The following is a 21,630-nucleotide window of genomic DNA, read 5'->3' on the forward strand; positions in this document are numbered from 1 at the left end:
CAGCTAGCTAATTTTTTATTAAAAATTAAAAAAATATTGCTATTTCATAGGATGAAGTGCAGAATGCGCCATCAGAAATAACTGATGCTCATTAATTGCATCAGTTATTTTTTTATTTGTAAGCTGATTTATTTAATTTTATATGAGGCCTGAAACCTGGCCGGAGTTGATACAACTGTTAGAAAAAACGTGTAGTCAAACCAAAGCAGATTACCGTAGTGAGGAATGCTATTATGGCGCAATTATCTATTTTTGCACCTGTGCCAATGGGTCATGGTTGCTGTATTATTGATGACTACGGAGCGTTCGGCTTCGAAGATAACTTATTCTCTCATTTCTCTTTTTTCTCAGCCTATAGGCGTGAGCGAAGTCTTCCTTATAACTATCGATTTAGGCAAAATAGCCAGGCGAAATCGGAAGTTGTAGGAGGTTTTGGCCATGTCTCATGATATCCAATTAGCTCTCAGTAAAGAATCTACCGAGATAAATAATCGTGCGCAACTGGTTAAGACATTAACTTTAATCCAGGTTGTCATGATGGGGCTGGCTTATTTGCAGCCAATGACGGTTTTTGACACTTTTGGTTTAGTGTCATTAAAAACTGATGGGCATGTTCCTTTTTCTTATATCATTGCTTTGATTGCTATTCTTTTTACTGCATTGAGTTATGGTAAATTGGTAAAACGATTTCCTTCGGCGGGATCGGCCTATACCTATGCACAAAAATCGATGAGCCCACATTTAGGTTTCATGGTGGGATGGTCATCTTTGCTTGATTATTTATTCATGCCGATGATTAATATACTGTTAGCGAAAATTTATCTGGAAGCTATTTTTCCGGCTGTTGCGCCTTGGATTTTTGTGGTCGGATTAGTTTTTTTGATGACTATTTTTAATCTACGGGGTATCAATTTAGTCGCTAACTTAAATACCATTATTGTGATTATTCAAATCGCTGTTATGCTAGTTTTTTTAGCTGTTTTGATCCATTGATTATCTAAAGGCGAAGGTTCTGGTCAGATTTGGTCATGGCGACCTTTTACCTCCGAACAGGCGCATTTAATTCCGATGATCACCGGGGCGACGATTTTATGTTTTTCATTTCTCGGCTTTGATGGCATCAGTTCATTATCGGAAGAAACACCAAATGCAGGAAAAGTAATACCAAAGGCGATTTTCTTGACGGCCTTGATTGGTGGTTTGATTTTTATTGGCGTTTCTTATTTTTTACAGCTGTATTTTCCTGATGTTTCGCATTTTAAAAAACCTGATGAATCGCAACCTGAAATTATGCTATATGTTGCTGGTGTACTTTTTCAGTCTATTATTTTGGTTTTCTCTTGTGCAACCGTATTAGCATCAGGTATGGCTGCGCATGCAGGAGTTTCTCGTCTCATGTATGTGATGGGACGAGATGGCGTGTTTCCTGAGCGTTTTTTTGGTTATGTTCATCCAATATGGCGAACCCCAGCTTTTAATGTCATTTTAGTTGGCATGCTGGCGTTAACGGCAATTTGGTTTGATATGGAAATTGCCACAGCATTGATTAATTTTGGTGCATTAATTGCTTTTACCTTTGTTAATCTTTCGGTTATTTCGCAATTTTATTTTAGAGAGCGTCGCTGTCATACTTGGCGGGATAAATTTAATTACTTAATTCTACCTATTATGGGCGCTTTAACCGTATCAGTGCTTTGGATCAATTTAGAGAAAACTTCCATGCTATTAGGGATGGTATGGGCAGCGGTTGGGATTTTTTATATGGCAATTATCACCCGCCGTTTTCGTCGGCCATTACCACAAATGAATGACGCTTAGTGATCGCAAATTTTAGCGCTATCGACGGTTTCACCACAGCAAAGGCCAATTATTTGGCCTTTTGCTATATTAGCTAACCCGTTTTTGTATGTTATGACGAAACCCAATTAACTGGCTATCTGTTTGGCATAATCTACCAGTGCTTTTAGTTGCAGGCACTTCTCTTTATCTTCTTGATGTTCAATAAATAATTGCTCGATAGTTTGCAGATATTCGGTTATTTTCTCGCTGGTCAATCTATCGCGTCGGTGATGTAACCAGGCAAGCTGTTCTTGTTCTGTCAGTGTGGCCGGATAGTTCCTGGCACGGTAACGAAAAAATAGTTGCTTCATGCGCGGATCGTCAAATTTGAGATCCAATGCGGGTAAATTTTGCGGTAAAGTTTGACGGATAATAGCCATTGTTGAACGATCATTATCACCAAAAAAACCGGCATAAAGCTTAGTATCTACATCAGCTGCTTCAGGAAAGGGTTGCGGTTCGGTAAAAAGCTGAATAACTTTATCCCGCACTTCACTATGTTGTCGCAATATGGCTAAATTATTCAGACAGACATCGAGATCTAGTGCTATGCGTTGTGCATCTGCTGCCCGCAGTGTGTTGGCCGGAGCCAGAATTGGACATTTATTAATATGTATCAGTTTAATAGGAATGGCTAATTCACCGGCTAACTCTGCTTTGGGTGTGTATAAACGTTGCCTTAGAGTATCACTATCTAATGTTAACAGTGGGCTAATGTCTGCCGCTAGATCACAGGCAATAATGGCATTACGGTTTTCGGGATGCCAGGCTAGTGGTGCAATTAGACTGGTATTAGCTCGTATTGCGCCCAACATGCCGGAAACATGCACTAACGGGGTCATGGCAATAATATCAATCAATTGGCGAATTTCATTTTTATTTCTTAATTGAAAGAAGTAATCGAACATCCTTGGCTGTGCTTGCTTAACTAATTTTGCCATTTCGATAGTAGCAAAAACGTCGGCCATTGCATCATGAGCATTTGCATGCTCAATACCGTTTGCAGTGGTCAGATGTTCTAATTTGAAACTAGGTAGTCCTTCATCATTGCTAGGCCAGTTAATGCCATCAGGTCGTAGCGCATAGCAAGCGCGTAACACATCAAGTAAATCCCAACGTGAATTACCTTGCTGCCAGCTATAAGCATAAGGATCATAAAAATTACGGTAGAAAATATGACGAGTCACTTCATCATCAAATCGAATATTGTTGTAACCGACAATACAACTATTGGCTATGCTAAATATTCCATGAATACGTCTAGCAAATTCAGCTTCATTTATGCCATGAGCTATTGCATATTGGGGCGTAATACCCGTGATCATTATGGCTTGAGGTTGAGGGAGATAGTCATCGGCAGGGGCACAGTAAAAAATTTGTGGCTCTTCGATAATATTAAAATTTGAGTCGGTTCTGATGCTGGCAAATTGTGCGGGTCGATCGAGAGCAGGATGCTGCCCAAATGTTTCATAATCGTGAAACAGAAATGAGGATTTTTGCTTATTGGCCAAAATATTTTCCCAATTTTTATGTAGCGCAATATGTTGTTTAATAATATTAAAATATTCCAATCTGACAATGAATGTTTTTTTACTCTCTGTGTTAACTTATTTTTAATGACTGATTGATGAGTCCAGCAGAAATGAATTTTGTATTTTAAATTATCCGCAATCGCAATAATACGCCGTTAATGGATACTTAAGCTGAATATCATTATTATGCAATGAATTATCATAGTATTAGTGCTAACTTTGAAAATTTCACTTATTTATCATTTTTTGTTTAACTAAATTTAGGTTATTAATAACACAAAATTAATAAAGACAGACCAAAAGCGTCATTATCAGTGCAAAGATAATAAAACAGAGTAAAAATCTTAGAAATTGGCTTGTGTCATTAAGTTAATCGCCGTATCGTGTAGTTTATTATTCATAATGCATATGTTTTATTGAAAGGTATAGAAATGACAAGTAAAAATAAGCAGTCATTCCAAAATGTACTGGAGTTTGTACGTATGTTTCGTCGTAAAAATAAGATCAAACGTGAATTAGCGGATAATGAAAAAAATTCGTGATAATCAGAAACGAGTTTTGCTGTTGGATAACTTAAGTGAATATATTAAAGAAGGCATGACCATTGAAGAGATCAGAGCAATAATTGCTAATATGCGTAGTGATTATGAAGATCGGATCGATGATTATAATATCAAGAACGCAGAATTATCAAAAGAACGTCGGGAGTTATCACAAAAATTGAAAACCACGGCTGATACTAACGGCTAATAGAATTTGCTTAACCTTATGAATTCCCTGTAACACTTTTTTATTACAGGGATTTTATTAATCGTTACTTCATATTAAAACTCAAATTTGGATCTATTACCGTATAGGTTTGTTGTAAGTTAGCTTATTTTCAGCAATATTTGATAGCTCTATGGCAATATCTTGCCGAGTAACTAATCCTATTTGAGGGAGTTGAATACGTTGGTGATTGCCGGTAGCAGGTAAATTAAGCAGTCCACCAGGCCGAAGGATAGTGTAATCTAATGAACTGGTTTTTAGGTAGCACTCAACCATTGATTTATGGCGAATTGACATACCAAATAGCGCCTTAGCTTTAGATGAGAGATATTTCCAATCATCACCGCAGCCAACAGAGGTCACCAATAATAAGCGCCGCATATTTAACGTTTCGGCCGATTTAATAATATTAAGATTACCAGTTAGATCAGCGCTCTTACCGCCTATTGCACTAAATATAATGCTGTTATTAGAAATATCAGCTAATGTATTTTTTATGTCATTATATTGGCAAGCATCTCCTTCAATAACTTGCGCGCCTATTTGTGTTAGTCGTGTTTTATATTTTGCATTACGAATAAAAGCGATGACTTGATGACCTTGCCGAAGACCATATTGTACAAGATGATAACCAATTCCTTTACCTGCGCCAAAAACAATCCATTGAGACATATTTATTCCTAATTTAATAATAAAGAATACATATTTTACTAAAAGTACTCTGATATTAAACGCGAATAAGTAAGTTTTAGTTAAAATTTAGAATAAAAAAAATGCCCAAATTAGGGCATTTTTTATTGGTTATTATTTGGGTTTAAACATATTGGATGTGGCTATATTTGTGGCAACATGACCACCGGCACCATTTTTACCATGGAAAGCTATCGCAGGTCGTACGTAAGCTTTAATTTCCAAACCGCTTTCAATAATTTCCGGCGCCGGTGCTTTTGTGGTCGGCGCATGGGAATAGCCTATTTTTTTTACTAATTTTATCGCAGCAGTTTCTTCTTTTCGATGACTTGCCTTTTTTGCAATGACATCGGTCACAGAAGATATATTTGGCTGAACATGGCTATAATTTTCATCCGATGAGTCGGTTGTTTTTTCCTGACTGATTTCATCGACTGAATATTCATCCTTTTTAATCTCATTGGCTATGAAAAGTTCATCATTAACCGATTGCCCATTTTGTAGCTGATCGGTTGCTCCACTATCTACTAGCGTTTCTACAACCACATTAGTGTTGTTTTCAGGCATTACTTTCGCTTCAATAAGTGGTTGACAAGCTTTTTCGTTTTGTTCAGTACCTTGAGTCTTTATGGGAATAAGCAATACTTCGGCTGAGGGTAGTAAGCTTTTTTCCATCGTTGATTGAGCCGCTTCACTAATTGGCACTGTTTTTTCTTCTGCTTCAACTTTATCGATGATGTCATTACCGTTAATTGGATTGGCAGAAGATGCTGTTTTTTCATTAAATGTCATCATATTTTTACTATTTGATGACACTTCGTTCAATTCATTTAACTTAATCGGGTATTGGATCCAGACTTTACCTGAAGATAATTCAGGCGAAGCAACAGCCATTTTTAATGGTACTAATGATTTGCTTTGATTTTCATCACGATAACGACGACGGCGTTGTCCGCTAACGCGTAGGTGGCGAGGAGATCGTCTTGATCGCCGCGGAATGATCGTTTCTTGTCGTTCATTAGCATAATTGGTAGCTGCTTCTTGAGATTCAACCTGTTCGGTGACATGCGGCATATAGGTTTTTTGCTCCGCAGGCAGAATCGGTTCGGCAGTTAACAAACCAGGCTTATCCTCTATGCTATTGGCAATAGGCAACTTAATATCTTGATATTCTTTATCAATAGATAATTTTTGCTGCTCAGTGGCACTATTTGCAACCCGTATTGATTGAGCTAGTTGACGCTGTTGACGGCGAGGAGAGGTAACGACTGTTCTTTCCGTTTCAGCCTCTTTCTTGTCAAGTGGTTGTGTTTTAGTTTCAAGTTGCAGCTGGCGTTTTTCTTCCTGACGACGACGTTCAGCTCGCTGCTCGCGACGCTGTTGTTGAGTTTCACGTGCTGCGCTCTCTTGAGTATCATTAAAATGACTTTTCTGATTACGGCTTTTACGTGATTGTTGCTCATCGGTATGTCCACGATTTTGACGGTTATCGATATTGTCATTCTGTTCACGGCGTTGAGTTGGCCGACGATTATTACGCCGCTCACTATTACGTCGCTTATCATTACCACTTTTCGATTTTTTTTCTGCTTTTTCGATTGGTTGCGGTGATTCGGTAAATAATTTTTTCAAGAATGAGGTAATTCTATTAAACAGACTTGTCGAAGTTTGCTTGTTGGTTAATTTACTCTGTTTACTTGATTTGCCCTTAGCAACCCCGGCATTTTTTGTATCTGCTTGAGATTGAAGAGCAAAAGTAGAAATAGCCGGTTGTTCAGGTAACTTTTTCTCACTGGCGGCATCATCTATTAGATTATTGGTTTCAGCTTCGTGATATTGAGCGAGATAGTAACTTAATGCTGAAACTTCTTCACCCTTACGAATGCGGACCACATTAAAATGCGGTGATTGCATCTGATCGTTAGGAACAATAATGACACGTATATTGTGTTGCCGACGTTCAATTTCATTGACAGACTGGCGTTTTTCATTCAATAGATAAGAAGCAATTGGTACCGGTACAATAGCATGTACTTCATGGGTATTTTCTTTTAATGCTTCTTCTTCGATCAAACGTAAAATAGAGAGTGAAAGTGATTCATTATCACGAATTGTTCCTGTGCCGCTACAACGAGGGCAAACGTGATGACTGGATTCACCAAGTGACGGACTCAAACGTTGGCGTGACATTTCAAGTAGACCAAATCGTGATATCCGAGCGATTTGGATACGTGCTCTGTCTTGGCGTACGGCTTCACGCAGACGATTTTCAACTTCACGCTGATGGCGGACGGGTGTCATATCAATAAAATCGATAACAATTAGTCCACCTAAATCCCGTAACCGTAATTGACGGGCAATTTCATCAGCAGCTTCTAAATTGGTGTTGAATGCGGTTTCTTCAATATCGCCACCACGGGTTGAACGTGATGAATTGATATCGATAGCCGTTAATGCCTCAGTGGTATCGATAACCAGTGCACCACCCGACGGTAAACGAACCTCACGTTGAAAAGCCGACTCGATCTGTGATTCGATTTGATAGTGGCTAAAGAGTGGAACATCTCCACTGTAATATTTGATTTTACTTGCAAAATCACCACGACCAATCGCTTCAATATGATGACGAGCCATTTCGACAATTTTCGCATTATCAATCAGGATTTCACCAATATCAGGGCGCAGGTAATCACGAAACGCCCGCACAATGACGTTACTTTCTTGATGAATAAGGAAAGGCGCTGATCGGTTTTCTGCAGCTTTTTTTATGGCTTGCCAATGTTTAAGACGATATTGTAGATCTTGCTGTAGCGCTTCCGCTGATTTACCTACACCAGCAGTACGGACAATTAATCCCATACCATCGGGTATTTCTAATGAGGATAATGCCTCTTTCAGTTCTGTGCGATCTTCACCCTCAATACGTCGTGATATTCCACCTGCGCGAGGGTTATTTGGCATTAAAACAAGATAGCTACCAGCTAAACTAATAAAAGTCGTTAGCGCGGCCCCTTTATTTCCTCGCTCTTCTTTATCAACTTGGATAATAACTTCCTGGCCTTCTTTTAAAACATCCTTTATGTTTGGGCGACCGTGGGGTTGATAATGGCTAGGGAAGTATTCACGAGCAATTTCTTTAATCGGGAGAAAGCCGTGTCTTTCTGAGCCATAGTCAACAAATGCTGCTTCTAGACTAGGTTCTATACGGGTAATTTTGCCTTTGTAAATATTTGCTTTTTTTTGTTCGTGTCCGGGATTTTCAATATCTAGGTCATAAAGACGTTGCCCATCAACAAGAGCAACGCGCAACTCTTCTTGTTGAGTTGCGTTAATTAACATTCTTTTCATTATAAATACTCATTATTCTACTAAGTCAAAAAAGTTGCGACTAAAAATGGTTACTGTTGACCGATGGTTTCGTGACTTTTACAAAATCGTCAACCTCGCGGTTGTCGGTTGTATTGAAACGCAATTTTTCGGTGAAGCTACGTTTAAATAAAATGCTGCATTCTTAAATTAGTACTGTTGCTGAATTTATCCGTTCAATGTACAGTTTAGCTAATCCAGTAAACCTTTGTTCACAATTCAATAATTTATTTTTGATTTTACACACCGTCTTACACCATTGCTGCGTTTATGTGTTATCAAAATAGATCGATCTCAAATTACGCCAACGCTTGTTTTAATAAACATTATGGCAACTGTCCATTATTCCATTGCTTATGGGTAGATATCAAGATAACTTTTGCTGTTTATTACGTTTTTATAGGGAAAAATGTGAAAAAAATGCATTTGACAACGGAATTGACAAAGTTTAAGAAAAAAGGCTAAAACAAGGTATCATAATATTCGGTCGCAATATTTAACAAGTTCAAATGTTAACAAAATGTTATAATTAGATAATGAAAATACAGAATCAGGTCCAATTTGTTACTATCGATAATGATGAAGCAGGTCAACGTATTGATAATTTTTTATTGACACGTTTAAAAGGTGTTCCTAAGAGTATGATTTACCGAATTATTCGCAAGGGTGAAGTAAGAATAAATAGCGGTAGAATCAAACCTGAATATAAAATTCAAGCAGGCGATTTAATCAGGATCCCACCCGTTCGGCTGGCAGAAAAGCAACAGAATGTTATTTCGGCTAAATTGGATAAGGTAGCTGCACTCACTGATTATATACTTTACGAAGATGAGCATCTGCTGGTTTTGAATAAACCTTCCGGTATGGCTGTTCATGGTGGCAGTGGGGTGAATTTTGGTGTTATTGAAGCTTTACGCGCATTACGTCCTGAAGCACGTTTTTTGGAACTTGTCCATAGGTTAGATCGCGAAACATCGGGTGTTTTACTGATAGCGAAAAAACGTTCGGCTCTTAGGCTATTACACCAACAGTTACGTCTGAAACAAATGCAAAAACAGTATGTTGCGTTAGTGAAAGGGCAATGGCCGTCGCATATTAAAGTTGTTCAGGCACCTTTATTAAAAAATATTTTACAAAGTGGCGAACGGATAGTAAAAGTCAGCGCTGATGGTAAACATTCAGAAACCCATTTTAAAATTGAAGAGCGTTTTTCTAATGCTACGTTAGTCAATGCCAGTCCAATAACAGGGCGAACACATCAGATCAGAGTACATGCACAATATGCAAAGCATCCTATAGCATTTGATAACCGTTATGGTGATCGCGATTTTGATCAACAGTTAACGATTACCGGTTTGAAACGACTTTTTTTACATGCTAGCTCATTAATGTTTATCCATCCGGCCAGTGGGGAAAAATTAACTTTCAATGCCCCTTTAGATCAACAACTTAAAAACTGTTTGGCAATATTACGTAAGCAATAATGCATCGCTAATCAAATTAGTAAACCAGCTTGCATTATAAACTGGTTTGCTTTTTGTATGCTGTAAGATAGTTAATTGAGAGGGTTGATGCCGTGAGCACGTAACATATTGATTAAACTAATTAAAGGTAAACCGATTAAAGTATTAGGATCCCGTCCAACGAGTTTTTCAAATAATGTGATGCCTAATCCTTCTGACATAAAAGCCCCTGCGCATTGATAAGGCTGTTCTTTTGTAAGATAGTTTTCAATTTGTGTATCTGTTAAATGGCGAAAATAAACAGTGAAAAGTTTACATCTAGCATTGTATTTTCTGCTTTCACTATCAAATAAACAGAGTCCGGTATAAAAGATAATTTTTTTGCCGGAGGCTTGCTTCAGTTGCTTGGCTGCTTTGCTATGAGTTAGTGGTTTTCCTATTATTTGATTTTCCAGGATACAGACTTGATCTGCACCTATTATTAAATGTGTAGGATATTTAGTTACTAATGATTTTGCTTTTTCAATGGCTAAGCGAGTGACGAGAAAAGTTGCCGATTCATTGATTAATGGGGTTTCATCTATATTAGGCGCATCCGCAATAAAAGGTAAGTCTAACTTTTGTAGTAGATGATAACGTGAAGATGACATTGACGCCAATACAATTGATTTCATAAAATATCTAAAATCCATAGCCAAATGAGGTGAGACATTTTAAACTAAATAGAGCTTAAATAGCGAATATTTGGTGGAAAAATAAGCAAAAGCAGCCTTTTCCTTTGACTATGTCTCATTACAAAGATAATATGCGCGCCTTATGCAAAAGGTAAAATTACCCTTAACGATTGATGCGCATCGCGCAGCACAAAAAAAACTGGATTATTCAGGATATTATTCACCTGAACAGGTTTTGCGTGTCGAAGAATCAGTAGTAAGTATAGATACCGATGTAACTAGTGAGCTATCGTTTGCAATAGATAATCAACATTTAGTTGTCATAAAAGGCGATTCTGATGTTGATGTCACGTTAAAATGTGAACGTTGTGGTAAAAATTTTAACCACCATGTTCATGTAACTTATTGTTTTAGTCCTGTCATTGATGATGAGAGGATTGAGTTATTACCTGAAGAGTATGAGCCAATCATTATTGATCAATTTGGTGAAATAGATTTGCTAGCAATGATTGAAGATGAAATAATCCTCTCTTTGCCGGTGATCCCGGTTCATAACTCTGAACGCTGTGAAGTGTCCGACGCGGATATGGTTTTTGGTGAGTTGCCTAATGAGGCAGAAAAGCCAAATCCCTTTGCCGTATTAGCTAGTTTAAAAAAAGTACTTAAGGATTAAGGTCAATGGCCGTACAACAAAATAAACCCACTCGTTCTAAACGTGGTATGCGTCGCTCACATGATGCATTGACAACTGCCGAAGTGTCGGTAGATAAAACTTCTGGTGAAACCCATTTGCGTCATCATGTGACTGCTGATGGCTATTACCGTGGTCGCAAGGTTATTAATAAATAGTTGTTGTGTTAATTATTAAACGATTAATGCCTTGGCTAATTTAACCTTAGCATTAGATGCGATGTGTGGGGATAATGGTCCTCGCATTATTGTGCCTGCTGCATTGCAGGCACTCGTTTCTAACCCACAGTTAAGATTATTACTGGTTGGTATTCCCGAAATTTTAAACCCATTGCTTGCAGATCAGCGTGCTGAGCTGCGTGAGCGTTTGCAAATTATTCCTGCTGAATATGCTATTGCTAATGATATTAAGCCATTACAAGCAATCAGGCAAAGTAAAGGCTCGTCAATGCGGATTGCTTTAGAATTAGTGAAGTCTGGTCAGGCGCAAGCGTGTATTAGTGCTGGAAATACTGGTGTACTTATGGGGTTAGCAAAACTCATATTGAAGACAATAAATGGTATTGAAAGGCCAGCGTTGACAACGATTTTGCCAAATCAAGAACATGGTAAAACCGTTGTACTTGATTTAGGCGCTAATGTTAACTGCGATAGTCAAATGTTAGTACAATTTGCCGTGATGGGAGCAGTAATGGCTGAAGAGGTTGCTAATATAAGCAATTCACGCGTAGCATTATTAAATATTGGTGAAGAAGAAAATAAGGGTTTAGATAATATCCGCGAAGCCGCCTCAATATTAAAAGCAACACCTTCTATTAATTATATTGGTTATCTAGAAGGTAATGAGTTATTGACGGGGAAAGCTGATGTATTCGTTTGTGACGGCTTCGCAGGTAATGTAACGTTGAAAACAATGGAAGGTGTGATACGAGTTATTTTATCTTTAGTAAAATCTTCAACTACAGAAAATAAGATCTCATCGTGGCTGATGAAGTTGATTAAACCGTGGTTACAGAAACGTATCTCAAAACGTTTTGGGTACCTGGATCCTGATCAATATAATGGTGCTTCACTTTTAGGATTACACGGCATTGTAATTAAAAGTCATGGAGCGGCAAACCAAAAAGCATTTAAAGCTGCAATTGAACAGGCGATTCAGGCGGTAGAAAAGCAAATTCCTGATAGAATTGCGACTCGCTTGAATACCTTACTACCCAAGAGTGATTAAAGCAAAATGTATACAAAAATCTTAGGTACTGGCAGTTATTTGCCTGTACAGATTCGTACGAATGCTGATTTAGAAAAAATGGTAGATACTTCTGATGAATGGATAACTACCCGAACAGGAATTAAAGAACGCCGCATCGCAACAGAAGAAGATAATGTATCTACAATGGGTGCTAATGCTGCGCAAAAAGCGTTAGAAATGGCTGGCATCGCAGCTAATGAGATTGATTTAATCATTGTAGCAACGACTTCTTCGACCCATGCTTTTCCAAGTGCGGCATGTCAAATCCAACAAATATTAGGCATTAAAAACTGTGCCGCATTTGATGTTGCTGCTGCATGTGCTGGCTTCACTTATGCACTGAGTATTAGCGATCAGTTCATTAGAACAGGGATGGCGAAGAAGGCATTAGTTATTGGTTCTGATGTATTATCAAGAGTATTAGATCCGAATGATCGTAGTACACTTATTTTATTTGGTGATGCAGCAGGTGCAATCGTTGTCGGCGGTTCACCAGAGCCAGGAATTTTGTCGACCCATTTACATGCCGATGGTAATTATGGTGATTTATTAACTTTACGCCATCAAGAGCATAGTAAATGCTCAGAGCCAACTTATGTCACAATGGCGGGTAATGAGGTTTTTAAGATCGCGGTGAGTGAGTTAGCTAATGTTGTGGGTGAAACATTAGAAAAAAATGCACTAGATAAATCAAAATTGGATTGGTTAGTCCCGCATCAAGCTAATTTACGGATTATTCAAGCAACAGCAAAAAAGCTGGCTATGCCAATGGATAAAGTCGTTATTACGCTGGATAGACACGGTAATACTTCAGCAGCATCAGTACCGACAGCGTTTGATGAAGCAGTCAGAGATGGCCGCATACAGCGAGGGCAAATGGTATTGCTTGAAGCATTTGGTGGCGGTTTTACTTGGGGCTCAGCGCTGATCCATTTTTAAATTATACAGGAAAATAAAAATGTCTAATTTTGCAATGATCTTTCCTGGCCAAGGTTCTCAATCTCTTGGCATGTTAGCTGATCTAGCAAAAGAGTTTGCAGTAGTAGAGGAAACGTTTGCTGAGTCTTCTAATGTCTTAGGATATGATTTTTGGGATTTGGTCCAAAGTGGCTCAGAAGAAGAATTAAATAAAACTTGGAAAACACAGCCAGCACTTTTATCCGCATCTGTGGCAATTTTTCGAGTATGGCAGGAAAAAAAAGGCAAAATGCCTACACTAATGGCAGGCCATAGTTTAGGTGAATATTCTGCATTGGTCTGCGCCGATGTCATCGATTTTAAATCCGCTGTCAAATTGGTAGAACTACGCGGGCAATTGATGCAAGAGTCTGTGCCGGCAGGGATGGGGGCTATGTATGCAATTATTGGTTTGGATAATGAATCAGTATTAGCATCGTGTCAGCAAGCTGAACAAGGCCAAGTGGTTTCTGCAGTTAATTTTAATTCGCCAGGTCAGGTTGTTATTGCCGGTGAAAAAAGTGCTGTTGAGAGAGCGGCAGCCTTATGTAAAGCTGCTGGTGCAAAACGTACTTTACCGTTGGCTGTCAGTGTACCTTCACATTGTGCATTGATGCAGCCTGCTGCAAAAAAATTAGCGCAAGCATTAGAAGAAGTTGTATTTAATAAGCCTAATATCGCTGTTGTAAATAATGTCGATGTTAAAATCGAAAATTCGGTAGAGGGTATTCGACAGGCTTTAGTCAGGCAGCTGTATAATCCTGTACGCTGGGTTGAAACCATCGAATTCATGGCTGAGCAAGAGATCGTGCAACTATTAGAAATAGGGCCAGGTAAAGTATTGACTGGTTTAACTAAGCGCATTGTGAGTACGATTAATTCGGTAGCGATTAATGATACGGCATCATTAAACGCTGCGTTGATAAATAATTGAGGAAAACATGAATTTTGATGGAAAAATAGCCTTGGTAACTGGGGCAAGTCGTGGTATCGGGCGATCAATAGCTGAACTACTGGCTGAACGTGGTGCGAAAGTAATTGGTACTGCTACAAGCAAAGAAGGTGCCGAGGCGATTAGTAGCTATCTTGGTGATAAAGGTAAAGGTTATGTCTTGAATGTGACAAACACTGAATCTATTGATAGTACTCTATCTAAAATTCGTGCAGAATTTGGTGAAATTGATATTTTAGTTAATAATGCAGGTATTACCAGTGATAATCTATTGCTGCGAATGAAAAAAGAAGAGTGGGACAGAGTTATTGATACAAACTTAACTTCGATCTTTAGTCTATCCAAAGCTATAATGCGTTCAATGATGAAAAAACGTTATGGTCGCATTATCTCTGTCGGCTCAGTAATTGGCACATTGGGTAATATTGGACAGGCAAATTATGCAGCGGCTAAAGCAGGTGTTATCGCTTTTAGTAAATCATTAGCACGTGAAGTAGCTACCCGCGGTATTACGGTGAATGTTGTTTCACCTGGTTTCATAGAAACCGATATGACTCGAGCATTGACAGATGAACAGCAAGCAGGCATTTTAGCTAATGTTCCTGTAGGGCGGCTCGGTGATGCAAAAGAAATTGCCAGTGCTGTAGCATTTTTAGCTTCTGATGAAGCAGCTTACATTACGGGTGAAACATTACATGTCAATGGTGGCATGTGTATGATTTAAAAACCAATGAATCATTTGCATGGTTAATGCTAAAATAGCATATAATAATGCGAAATCAGGTTCGAATAGCCAGGATTGGGTTGTGCCTTTCCTGTATCTAAACTACGAAAACCATCGTGAAAGCGAGTTTTAATAGGAATTTAAATAGTATGAGCACTAAAGACCAAGATGTTGCCAACAACAGTATTGAAAGCCGTGTTAAAAAAATAATTGCTGAACAGTTAGGTGTTAAAGAAGATGAAGTTGCAAATAATTCTTCATTTGTTGAGGATTTAGGTGCGGATTCTCTTGACACTGTTGAACTAGTCATGGCATTAGAAGAAGAGTTTGATACCGAAATTCCTGATGAAGAAGCGGAAAAAATCACGACAGTGCAAGCAGCTATTGATTATATTAATAGCCATAGCTCATAAGCCGTAAATTTAATTATAGAGAGCTTTTATGCACATATTTAGGCGGTCGATCGACCGCCTATATTTTCACCGAAACTTATTCCTTTTCCTGGAGGATATACGTGTCTAAACGTCGAGTAGTTGTGACTGGCCTCGGCATGTTATCTCCTGTCGGCAACACAGTTGAGTCATCTTGGAATGCTGTATGTGCCGGACAGAGTGGCATCAGCCTTATCGAGCATTTTAACACTGAAAACCATACAACCAAGTTCGCCGGTCTAGTTAAAAATTTTAATCATGACGATTATGGTATTTCGGCTAAAGATGCGCGCAAGATGGATCTTTTTATTCAATATGGGCTTGCTGCTGGTAAACAAGCTATCGAAGATGCAGGTATAGAAATCACAGAAAAAAAAATGCGCATCGCATTGGCGCAGCAATTGGTTCTGGTATTGGCGGATTAGGACTAATCCAGGAAAACTGTGATGTTTTACTGACTAATGGCCCTCGTAAAGTAAGTCCTTTTTTTGTTCCTTCAACTATTATCAATATGGTTGCTGGACACTTAAGTATTATTTATGGCTTTGAGGGGCCAACTATCTCTATTGCTACCGCTTGTACTTCTGGGGTGCATAACATTGGTCATGCAGCGCGGATTATTGCTTATGGTGACGCGGATATCATGCTGGCGGGTGGCGCAGAAAAAGCAAGTACATCCTTAGGTATTGCTGGATTTGGCTCTCTCAAAGCCTTATCAAGACGTAATGACGAACCTGAGCGAGCAAGCCGACCTTGGGATCAGGAACGAGATGGTTTTGTATTAGGCGATGGAGCGGGTATTTTGGTGCTGGAAGAGTATGAGCATGCTAAAGCTCGAGGCGCCAAAATCTATGCTGAATTTGCGGGTTTTGGTATGAGTAGTGATGCCTATCATATGACGTCACCACCAGAGAATGGTGAAGGTGCGGCACTGGCCATGACAAATGCGTTACAGGATGCAGGTATAAACGCAGAAAAAATAGGTTACATTAATGCTCATGGTACATCAACACCGGCAGGAGATATTGCTGAAGCGCGAGCAGTTGCATCAATTTACCCAGAGCAGAGTAAAATATTGGTTAGCTCGACTAAATCGATGATCGGTCATTTATTAGGTGCAGCAGGTGCAATTGAATCTATTTTTACGATTCTGTCGTTAAGAGATCAACTTATTCCTCCAACAATTAACCTTGAAAATCTCGATAGTGAATTAGACGAATTAGTGAAGACAGGACGGCTAGATTTTATACCGGATAAGAAACGTAAAGTTGAAGATATGCAGTATGCATTATGCAATTCTTTTGGTTTTGGCGGCACAAATGGTTCAATTATTTTTCGTAAAGTCAATTAATTGATATTTTCTTATAAAGAGGCCTCAATCTAACTTAAGTTGAGGCTTTTTTATTGATATAAATGATGGATTTCAAATAAACTGTAGCGATAAGTAGCAGGTATTCAGTTTGATTAAGAAGTTAACGCAATGATATGTTGGATTAATGGTGAACAGCAAAATAATATTTCGGTAATGGATAGAGCTGTTCAATTTGGTGATGGCTGTTTTACAACAATTCGCGTGGTTGGACATCAACCAGCCTTATTGTCACACCACATTTATCGATTACAAAAAGGGGTTACACAACTACTTTTACCTACACCAGATTGGCAAAAATTGGCTGCTGATATAAATAAAATAGCGCTATTGAATAAAAAGGATTTAGCGGTGATTAAAGTTATCATTAGTCGTGGTGAAGGTGGGCGAGGATATAGCATAGCAGGCCTCAACAAAGCAACAGTCATTATTTCGTTAACTGATTATCCAGCTATTTATTTAAATCAACAGCAAACAGGTATTAATTTAGCATTGAGTAAAATACCCGTAAATAGTAACTGTTATTTGGCCGGCATTAAACATTTAAATCGATTAGAACAAATATTAATAAAACAGCAAATTGAATTATTAAATGTTGATGAAGCTATTGTGACGGATACTAATGGCATATTGATTGGATGTTGCGCAGCAAATATTTTTTTACGGAAAGGAAAACAAATTTACACGCCCAATTTAAATCACGCTGGTGTTGAAGGTGTAATGCGCAAACAGGTTATTGCGAGTTTATCTGATACTGATTATGAACTTTTCTATATCAGCGACTATCCTAATATATTGGCACAGAGCGATGAGGTAATCATTACTAATGCTTTAATGCCCATATTATCGGTTAAGCGTATTATAACGCAGCCTAAGCAACCCGTATGGAACTATTATTCTCGTGAATTATTCAATTTTCTTATGCCATATTGTTTGAGGTTAACTTAATTTTGTGATTAATATTAGATTAACTTTTATAGTGTAATATTAGGAAATGAATGTTAAATGAAGTATGCAAGAAGAATATTGTGGTTGATTATTTTTTTATTAATATTGAGTGGCTGTATTCTTTATACATTTTACCGTCAGATACAAAATTACGCTGATACAGCGATTAATATTCATGAAACAACTATTTTTACTTTGCCAGCAGGTACAGGGCGAGCAGGATTAGAATCATTGTTAGCAGAGCAGAAAATAATAAATTCGGCGAATAATTTTCAATGGTTACTAAGATTAGAACCACAATTGGCGCAATTTAAAGCGGGAACCTATCGATTAAATCCTGGCATGTCTTTGCGGGCAATGTTAGCAATGTTTTATGCTGGTAAAGAAGCGCAATTTAGCTTGCTGTTTATTGAAGGCTCTCGTTTTGAAGACTGGAAAAAAGCATTACATCAAGCGCCTTATTTAAAACAGACTATTGAAAATCAGTCTGCTGATAAACTAGCGCAGCAATTAGGGTTACCGCCAGGTCAATCACTAGAGGGATGGTTTTATCCAGATACTTACTATTACACCGCAGAAATGAATGATATTGATATATTAAAGCGTGCGCATCAGAGAATGTTAACGGCTGTTGAATATGAATGGCAGGGACGACCGTCAAATTTGCCATATAAAACGCCATATCAAATGTTAATTATGGCTTCAATTATTGAAAAAGAAACCGGCATTGATATAGAGAGAACTAAAGTGGCATCGGTATTTATTAATCGATTAAAGAAAAAAATGCGGTTGCAAACGGATCCTACTGTTATATATGGTTTAGGCGATAAATATCGTGGGGTGCTTTATCGTAGTGACTTAGATAAGCCGAGTCCTTATAACACTTATTTGATTGTTGGGTTGCCTCCTTCGCCAATTGCTATGCCAGGTAGAGCTTCAATTAAAGCAGCGGCTCATCCTGATGAAACCGATTATTTTTATTTTGTTGCCACAGGTAATGGTGGGCATACTTTTACTACCAATATTAATGATCATAATCAGGCCGTTAAACATTATCGTCATACAAAAGATAAAAATGAATGAAAAGTCGTTATATAGTTATTGAAGGGCTCGAAGGTGCAGGAAAAACTACCGCGATAAAAACAGTTGTAGAAACTCTCGCTAAGGTAGGAATAACTGAGATTGATTTTACCCGTGAGCCGGGAGGAACGCCGTTAGCAGAAAAATTGCGACAATTAATTAAACATGGTATTGCCGAGGAAAAAGTCACTGATAAAGCGGAGTTACTAATGCTTTATGCCGCGCGTATTCAATTAATTGAAAATGTTATCAAGCCTGCTCTTGCAAAGGGAAGGTGGGTGATTGGTGATCGCCATGATCTCTCATCACAAGCATATCAAGGTGGAGGACGTGGGCTTTCTGCCGAATTGATGCAAGTATTGCGCAATACGATATTGGATGATTTTCGACCTGATCTAACACTATATCTTGATATAGAACCCACTCTTGGCTTGCAGCGAGCGCGGGATCGTGGTGAACTAGATCGGATAGAAAAAGAGTCATTGGACTTTTTTGAACGAACCCGTCAGCGCTATCTTGAATTAGCTGCGGAAGATGACACAATTATCACAATTGATGCTAACAAATCACTAGAAGAGGTGCAAAAAACCATTCGCCAGACATTATCGAATTGGTTGGTAGCGCAAGGCAAGTAGAATGAACTGGTATCCATGGTTAAATCATGCATATAGACAGATAATTGCTTTTCATCAGAAGAAGCAAGGACATCATGCATTGCTATTACATGCTAATGCTGGAATGGGAAGTGATTCACTCATTTATGCTATTAGCCGCTGGCTGATGTGCCAACAACCAGTGGGCATGAAAAGCTGTGGTAGCTGTCATAGCTGTCAACTGATGTTAGCAGGGACACATCCTGACTGGCATAAAATTACCGCTGACAAAGGTAAAAATACGATAGGTATTGAAAGTATTCGTTGTTTAACTGACTTTTTAGTTAGCCATGCACAGCAAGGTGGTGCGAAAGTTATTTGGTTTCCTGCGTTGGAAGCACTAACAGAAGCGGCTAGCAACGCATTATTGAAAACTTTAGAAGAGCCGACGGACAATACCTATTTTTTTTTAGAGTGTCGAGATCCAGCTTCATTGCTAGCCACGTTACGTAGTCGATGTTTTTATTATTACCTTTCAGTACCTGAGTGTAAAACCGCGATTTCATGGTTACAAAAACAAAAAATATCGTTAGCGCAAGTTGATATTGAAACGGCAATAAAACTGAATGCAGGTGCGCCTCTTGCCGCTTTAACACTGTTACAACCGGATAATTGGTTGAAAAGAAAGCAATTTTGCCAATCATTAATGCAGCATTTATCAACAAAGACACTTTTAAACTGGTTGCCTGAATTGGATCAGCCAGACGCTGCCTGTCGGATCAGCTGGCTGATAAGCCTATTGTTGGATGCAGTAAAATATCAACAGCAAGCAGGTAATTATTGTGTCAATCAAGATCAGTCATCATTAATTACTAAATTGGCTGGCATCAACTCTGTAGACATCTTATTGAAGAGCGCTACTGAATGGCAAAATTGTCGCCATCAATTAATGTCAGTGATGGGATTGAATCAGGAACTACGATTGACATCTCAGTTAATCAACTGGCAAAACACACTTCATCACCATAATTAAAAGAGTTTATTATGTTTTTAGTGGATTCACACTGTCATCTCGATTGTTTAGATTATAAGAATAAACATAAAGATATCGATGATGTTATCGCAAAAGCAGCGGCTAATGAGGTAAAATATATTTTGGTTGTTGCAACAACCCTGCCAGGTTTTATTAGCATGAAAAAGCAGATTGGTCAGCGTAACAATGTGGCCTTTTCTTGTGGTATACATCCGCTAGATCTCAATCAAGGTAATGATTTTGATGAGCTGGCACGTTTAGCGTCAGGCGATGAAGTTGTTGCGTTAGGTGAAACCGGTTTGGATTATCACTACCAAAGTGAAAATGCTAAATTGCAACAAACATCTTTTCGTCAACATATTCGTATAGGTTGTCAATTAAAAAAACCTGTTATTGTCCATACACGAGCAGCCCAGCAAGACACATTAGCGATATTGAAAGAAGAACAGGTGGGTAATTGCGGTGGGGTTTTACACTGTTTCACGGAAGATGAGCAGATGGCTAAAGCATTATTAGATTTAGGGCTTTATATCTCATTTTCCGGTATAGTGACATTTCGTAATGCCGAACAGATCCGCCAGGCTGCGCGTATGGTGCCTTTAGATCGTATTTTAATTGAAACTGATGCTCCTTACCTGGCGCCTGTTCCCCATCGCGGCCAAGAAAATCAACCCGCTTATGTAAGAGATGTAGCACAGTTTTTAGCCCAATTGAAAGGTATAGATATTGAAGAAATTGCGCGAGCTACTACACAAAATTTTTATGATCTTTTTCATTTAACCATTAAACGTGATTAAGACACTTGCATCTTCATAAAAATTTAAAGGATGAAATTATGGCAGCAGAAACGATTTTTAGTAAAATTATTCACCGCGAAATCCCCGCTGATATTGTTTATCAAGATGATTTAGTGACGGCGTTTAGGGATATTGAACCACAGGCTCCGGTCCATATTTTAATTATTCCTAATATTTTGATCGCCACTATCAATGATGTAAAACCTGAGCATGAACAAACGTTAGGCCACATGATTACGGTTGCGGCAAAGATTGCTAAGCAGGAAAACATTGCTGATGATGGTTACCGTTTAATTATGAATTGTAACCAACATTCCGGCCAGGAAGTTTTCCATATTCATATGCATTTAGTGGGAGGTCATCCTTTAGGGCCGTTATTAACAAAAAAGATAGATAGATAAATTTTGTACCGTTATTTTGTTGATTTGTTATTAGAAAGACAAAAGTAATTTTTTTGTTAATATTTAATTATAAA

The 21,630-nt window shown here is 38.4% G+C and carries 19 protein-coding genes and 3 pseudogenes; 18 read left to right on the top strand and 4 right to left on the bottom strand.

From position 1 onward, the window contains the following. Positions 1-233: 233 nt before the first annotated feature. Entirely contained in the window at positions 234-449 is a 216-nt protein-coding gene (locus AACL31_RS18625; protein WP_032114629.1) for a hypothetical protein, read from the top strand. Then, positions 439-1,818, top strand: a pseudogene (locus tag AACL31_RS18630) (APC family permease). Before AACL31_RS18625 ends, AACL31_RS18630 begins: the two are co-directional and overlap by 11 nt. A gap of 107 nt (positions 1,819-1,925) precedes the next feature. Here AACL31_RS18630 and sbcB read toward each other — a convergent pair. Then, positions 1,926-3,353, bottom strand: coding sequence for an exodeoxyribonuclease I (sbcB, locus tag AACL31_RS18635; protein ID WP_310512908.1), 1,428 nt, complete (start codon positions 3,351-3,353; stop codon positions 1,926-1,928). A 449-nt stretch (positions 3,354-3,802) separates the two neighbouring features. Here sbcB and tmaR point away from each other — a divergent pair. Next, positions 3,803-4,121: pseudogene (tmaR, locus tag AACL31_RS18640) on the top strand (PTS system regulator TmaR). Between the two features lie 96 nt (positions 4,122-4,217). Here tmaR and AACL31_RS18645 read toward each other — a convergent pair. Then, entirely contained in the window at positions 4,218-4,811 is a 594-nt protein-coding gene (locus AACL31_RS18645) for an NAD(P)H-binding protein (protein ID WP_310512907.1), read from the bottom strand. A 132-nt stretch (positions 4,812-4,943) separates the two neighbouring features. Continuing rightward, positions 4,944-8,177 (bottom strand): ribonuclease E, encoded by a 3,234-nt coding sequence (rne, locus tag AACL31_RS18650; RefSeq protein ID WP_339053505.1) that lies wholly within the window; start codon positions 8,175-8,177, stop codon positions 4,944-4,946. 554 nt (positions 8,178-8,731) lie between these two features. Here rne and rluC point away from each other — a divergent pair. Then, entirely contained in the window at positions 8,732-9,679 is a 948-nt protein-coding gene (rluC, locus tag AACL31_RS18655; protein ID WP_310512611.1) for a 23S rRNA pseudouridine(955/2504/2580) synthase RluC, read from the top strand. 71 nt (positions 9,680-9,750) lie between these two features. Here rluC and AACL31_RS18660 read toward each other — a convergent pair whose 3' ends face one another. Then, a complete protein-coding gene (locus AACL31_RS18660) occupies positions 9,751-10,332 on the bottom strand; it encodes a nucleoside triphosphate pyrophosphatase (protein ID WP_310512610.1) in 582 nt (193 codons plus the stop codon). A gap of 142 nt (positions 10,333-10,474) precedes the next feature. Between AACL31_RS18660 and yceD the strand changes: the two genes are divergently transcribed. The 14 genes and pseudogenes from yceD (at position 10,475) to hinT (ending at position 21,556) form a co-directional block, all read left to right on the top strand. Continuing rightward, positions 10,475-11,005 carry a 23S rRNA accumulation protein YceD gene (gene yceD, locus AACL31_RS18665; protein WP_310512609.1) on the top strand — a complete coding sequence of 177 codons (531 nt, stop codon included), beginning with the start codon at positions 10,475-10,477 and terminating at the stop codon, positions 11,003-11,005. A gap of 5 nt (positions 11,006-11,010) precedes the next feature. Further along, positions 11,011-11,181, top strand: coding sequence for a 50S ribosomal protein L32 (rpmF, locus tag AACL31_RS18670; RefSeq protein WP_026822220.1), 171 nt, complete (start codon positions 11,011-11,013; stop codon positions 11,179-11,181). A 31-nt stretch (positions 11,182-11,212) separates the two neighbouring features. Beyond that, on the top strand, positions 11,213-12,250 hold the full coding sequence (gene plsX / locus AACL31_RS18675; protein ID WP_310512608.1) for a phosphate acyltransferase PlsX: 1,038 nt from the start codon (positions 11,213-11,215) through the stop codon (positions 12,248-12,250). 6 nt (positions 12,251-12,256) lie between these two features. Next, positions 12,257-13,210 (top strand): beta-ketoacyl-ACP synthase III, encoded by a 954-nt coding sequence (locus tag AACL31_RS18680; protein WP_310512607.1) that lies wholly within the window; start codon positions 12,257-12,259, stop codon positions 13,208-13,210. A 19-nt stretch (positions 13,211-13,229) separates the two neighbouring features. Next, positions 13,230-14,162 (top strand): ACP S-malonyltransferase, encoded by a 933-nt coding sequence (fabD, locus tag AACL31_RS18685; RefSeq protein WP_310512606.1) that lies wholly within the window; start codon positions 13,230-13,232, stop codon positions 14,160-14,162. 7 nt (positions 14,163-14,169) lie between these two features. After that, positions 14,170-14,904 carry a 3-oxoacyl-ACP reductase FabG gene (fabG, locus tag AACL31_RS18690; protein ID WP_310512605.1) on the top strand — a complete coding sequence of 245 codons (735 nt, stop codon included), beginning with the start codon at positions 14,170-14,172 and terminating at the stop codon, positions 14,902-14,904. Between the two features lie 149 nt (positions 14,905-15,053). Beyond that, positions 15,054-15,317: an acyl carrier protein gene (gene acpP / locus AACL31_RS18695; RefSeq protein ID WP_310509338.1), complete on the top strand. Its 264-nt coding sequence runs from the start codon at positions 15,054-15,056 to the stop codon at positions 15,315-15,317. Positions 15,318-15,418: 101 nt separating this feature from the next. After that, positions 15,419-16,686 (top strand): annotated as a pseudogene (gene fabF / locus AACL31_RS18700) (beta-ketoacyl-ACP synthase II). 129 nt (positions 16,687-16,815) lie between these two features. Further along, positions 16,816-17,652, top strand: coding sequence for an aminodeoxychorismate lyase (gene pabC / locus AACL31_RS18705; protein WP_310512604.1), 837 nt, complete (start codon positions 16,816-16,818; stop codon positions 17,650-17,652). Between the two features lie 57 nt (positions 17,653-17,709). Next, on the top strand, positions 17,710-18,735 hold the full coding sequence (gene mltG, locus AACL31_RS18710; protein ID WP_310512603.1) for an endolytic transglycosylase MltG: 1,026 nt from the start codon (positions 17,710-17,712) through the stop codon (positions 18,733-18,735). Beyond that, the gene (gene tmk, locus AACL31_RS18715) at positions 18,732-19,367 is read left to right on the top strand and encodes a dTMP kinase (RefSeq protein WP_032114615.1); all 636 of its coding nucleotides are present in this window, start codon (positions 18,732-18,734) and stop codon (positions 19,365-19,367) included. The genes mltG and tmk overlap by 4 nt, the downstream gene beginning before the upstream one ends. Before the next feature lies 1 nt (position 19,368). Further along, complete coding sequence (gene holB, locus AACL31_RS18720; protein WP_310512602.1) at positions 19,369-20,358, top strand: DNA polymerase III subunit delta'; 990 nt, start codon at positions 19,369-19,371, stop codon at positions 20,356-20,358. 11 nt (positions 20,359-20,369) lie between these two features. Then, positions 20,370-21,155: a metal-dependent hydrolase gene (locus tag AACL31_RS18725; protein WP_310512601.1), complete on the top strand. Its 786-nt coding sequence runs from the start codon at positions 20,370-20,372 to the stop codon at positions 21,153-21,155. 38 nt (positions 21,156-21,193) lie between these two features. After that, entirely contained in the window at positions 21,194-21,556 is a 363-nt protein-coding gene (hinT, locus tag AACL31_RS18730; RefSeq protein WP_310512600.1) for a purine nucleoside phosphoramidase, read from the top strand. The last annotated feature ends 74 nt before the right edge of the window (positions 21,557-21,630 follow it).

The sequence above is a fragment of the Arsenophonus endosymbiont of Crataerina pallida genome, assembly GCF_964020125.1.
GTDB lineage: Bacteria > Pseudomonadota > Gammaproteobacteria > Enterobacterales > Enterobacteriaceae > Arsenophonus > Arsenophonus nilaparvatae.

Excerpts from the sequence above, each read along its gene's own strand:
- AACL31_RS18625 (WP_032114629.1), top strand. The coding sequence starts at position 234 with ATGGCGCAATTATCTATTTTTGCACCTGTGCCAATGGGTCATGGTTGC.
- AACL31_RS18645 (WP_310512907.1), bottom strand. The coding sequence starts at position 4,811 with ATGTCTCAATGGATTGTTTTTGGCGCAGGTAAAGGAATTGGTTATCAT.
- rne (WP_339053505.1), bottom strand. The coding sequence starts at position 8,177 with ATGAAAAGAATGTTAATTAACGCAACTCAACAAGAAGAGTTGCGCGTT.
- rluC (WP_310512611.1), top strand. The coding sequence starts at position 8,732 with ATGAAAATACAGAATCAGGTCCAATTTGTTACTATCGATAATGATGAA.
- AACL31_RS18660 (WP_310512610.1), bottom strand. The coding sequence starts at position 10,332 with ATGAAATCAATTGTATTGGCGTCAATGTCATCTTCACGTTATCATCTA.
- yceD (WP_310512609.1), top strand. The coding sequence starts at position 10,475 with ATGCAAAAGGTAAAATTACCCTTAACGATTGATGCGCATCGCGCAGCA.
- rpmF (WP_026822220.1), top strand. The coding sequence starts at position 11,011 with ATGGCCGTACAACAAAATAAACCCACTCGTTCTAAACGTGGTATGCGT.
- AACL31_RS18680 (WP_310512607.1), top strand. The coding sequence starts at position 12,257 with ATGTATACAAAAATCTTAGGTACTGGCAGTTATTTGCCTGTACAGATT.
- fabD (WP_310512606.1), top strand. The coding sequence starts at position 13,230 with ATGTCTAATTTTGCAATGATCTTTCCTGGCCAAGGTTCTCAATCTCTT.
- fabG (WP_310512605.1), top strand. The coding sequence starts at position 14,170 with ATGAATTTTGATGGAAAAATAGCCTTGGTAACTGGGGCAAGTCGTGGT.
- acpP (WP_310509338.1), top strand. The coding sequence starts at position 15,054 with ATGAGCACTAAAGACCAAGATGTTGCCAACAACAGTATTGAAAGCCGT.
- pabC (WP_310512604.1), top strand. The coding sequence starts at position 16,816 with ATGATATGTTGGATTAATGGTGAACAGCAAAATAATATTTCGGTAATG.
- mltG (WP_310512603.1), top strand. The coding sequence starts at position 17,710 with ATGAAGTATGCAAGAAGAATATTGTGGTTGATTATTTTTTTATTAATA.
- tmk (WP_032114615.1), top strand. The coding sequence starts at position 18,732 with ATGAAAAGTCGTTATATAGTTATTGAAGGGCTCGAAGGTGCAGGAAAA.
- holB (WP_310512602.1), top strand. The coding sequence starts at position 19,369 with ATGAACTGGTATCCATGGTTAAATCATGCATATAGACAGATAATTGCT.
- AACL31_RS18725 (WP_310512601.1), top strand. The coding sequence starts at position 20,370 with ATGTTTTTAGTGGATTCACACTGTCATCTCGATTGTTTAGATTATAAG.
- hinT (WP_310512600.1), top strand. The coding sequence starts at position 21,194 with ATGGCAGCAGAAACGATTTTTAGTAAAATTATTCACCGCGAAATCCCC.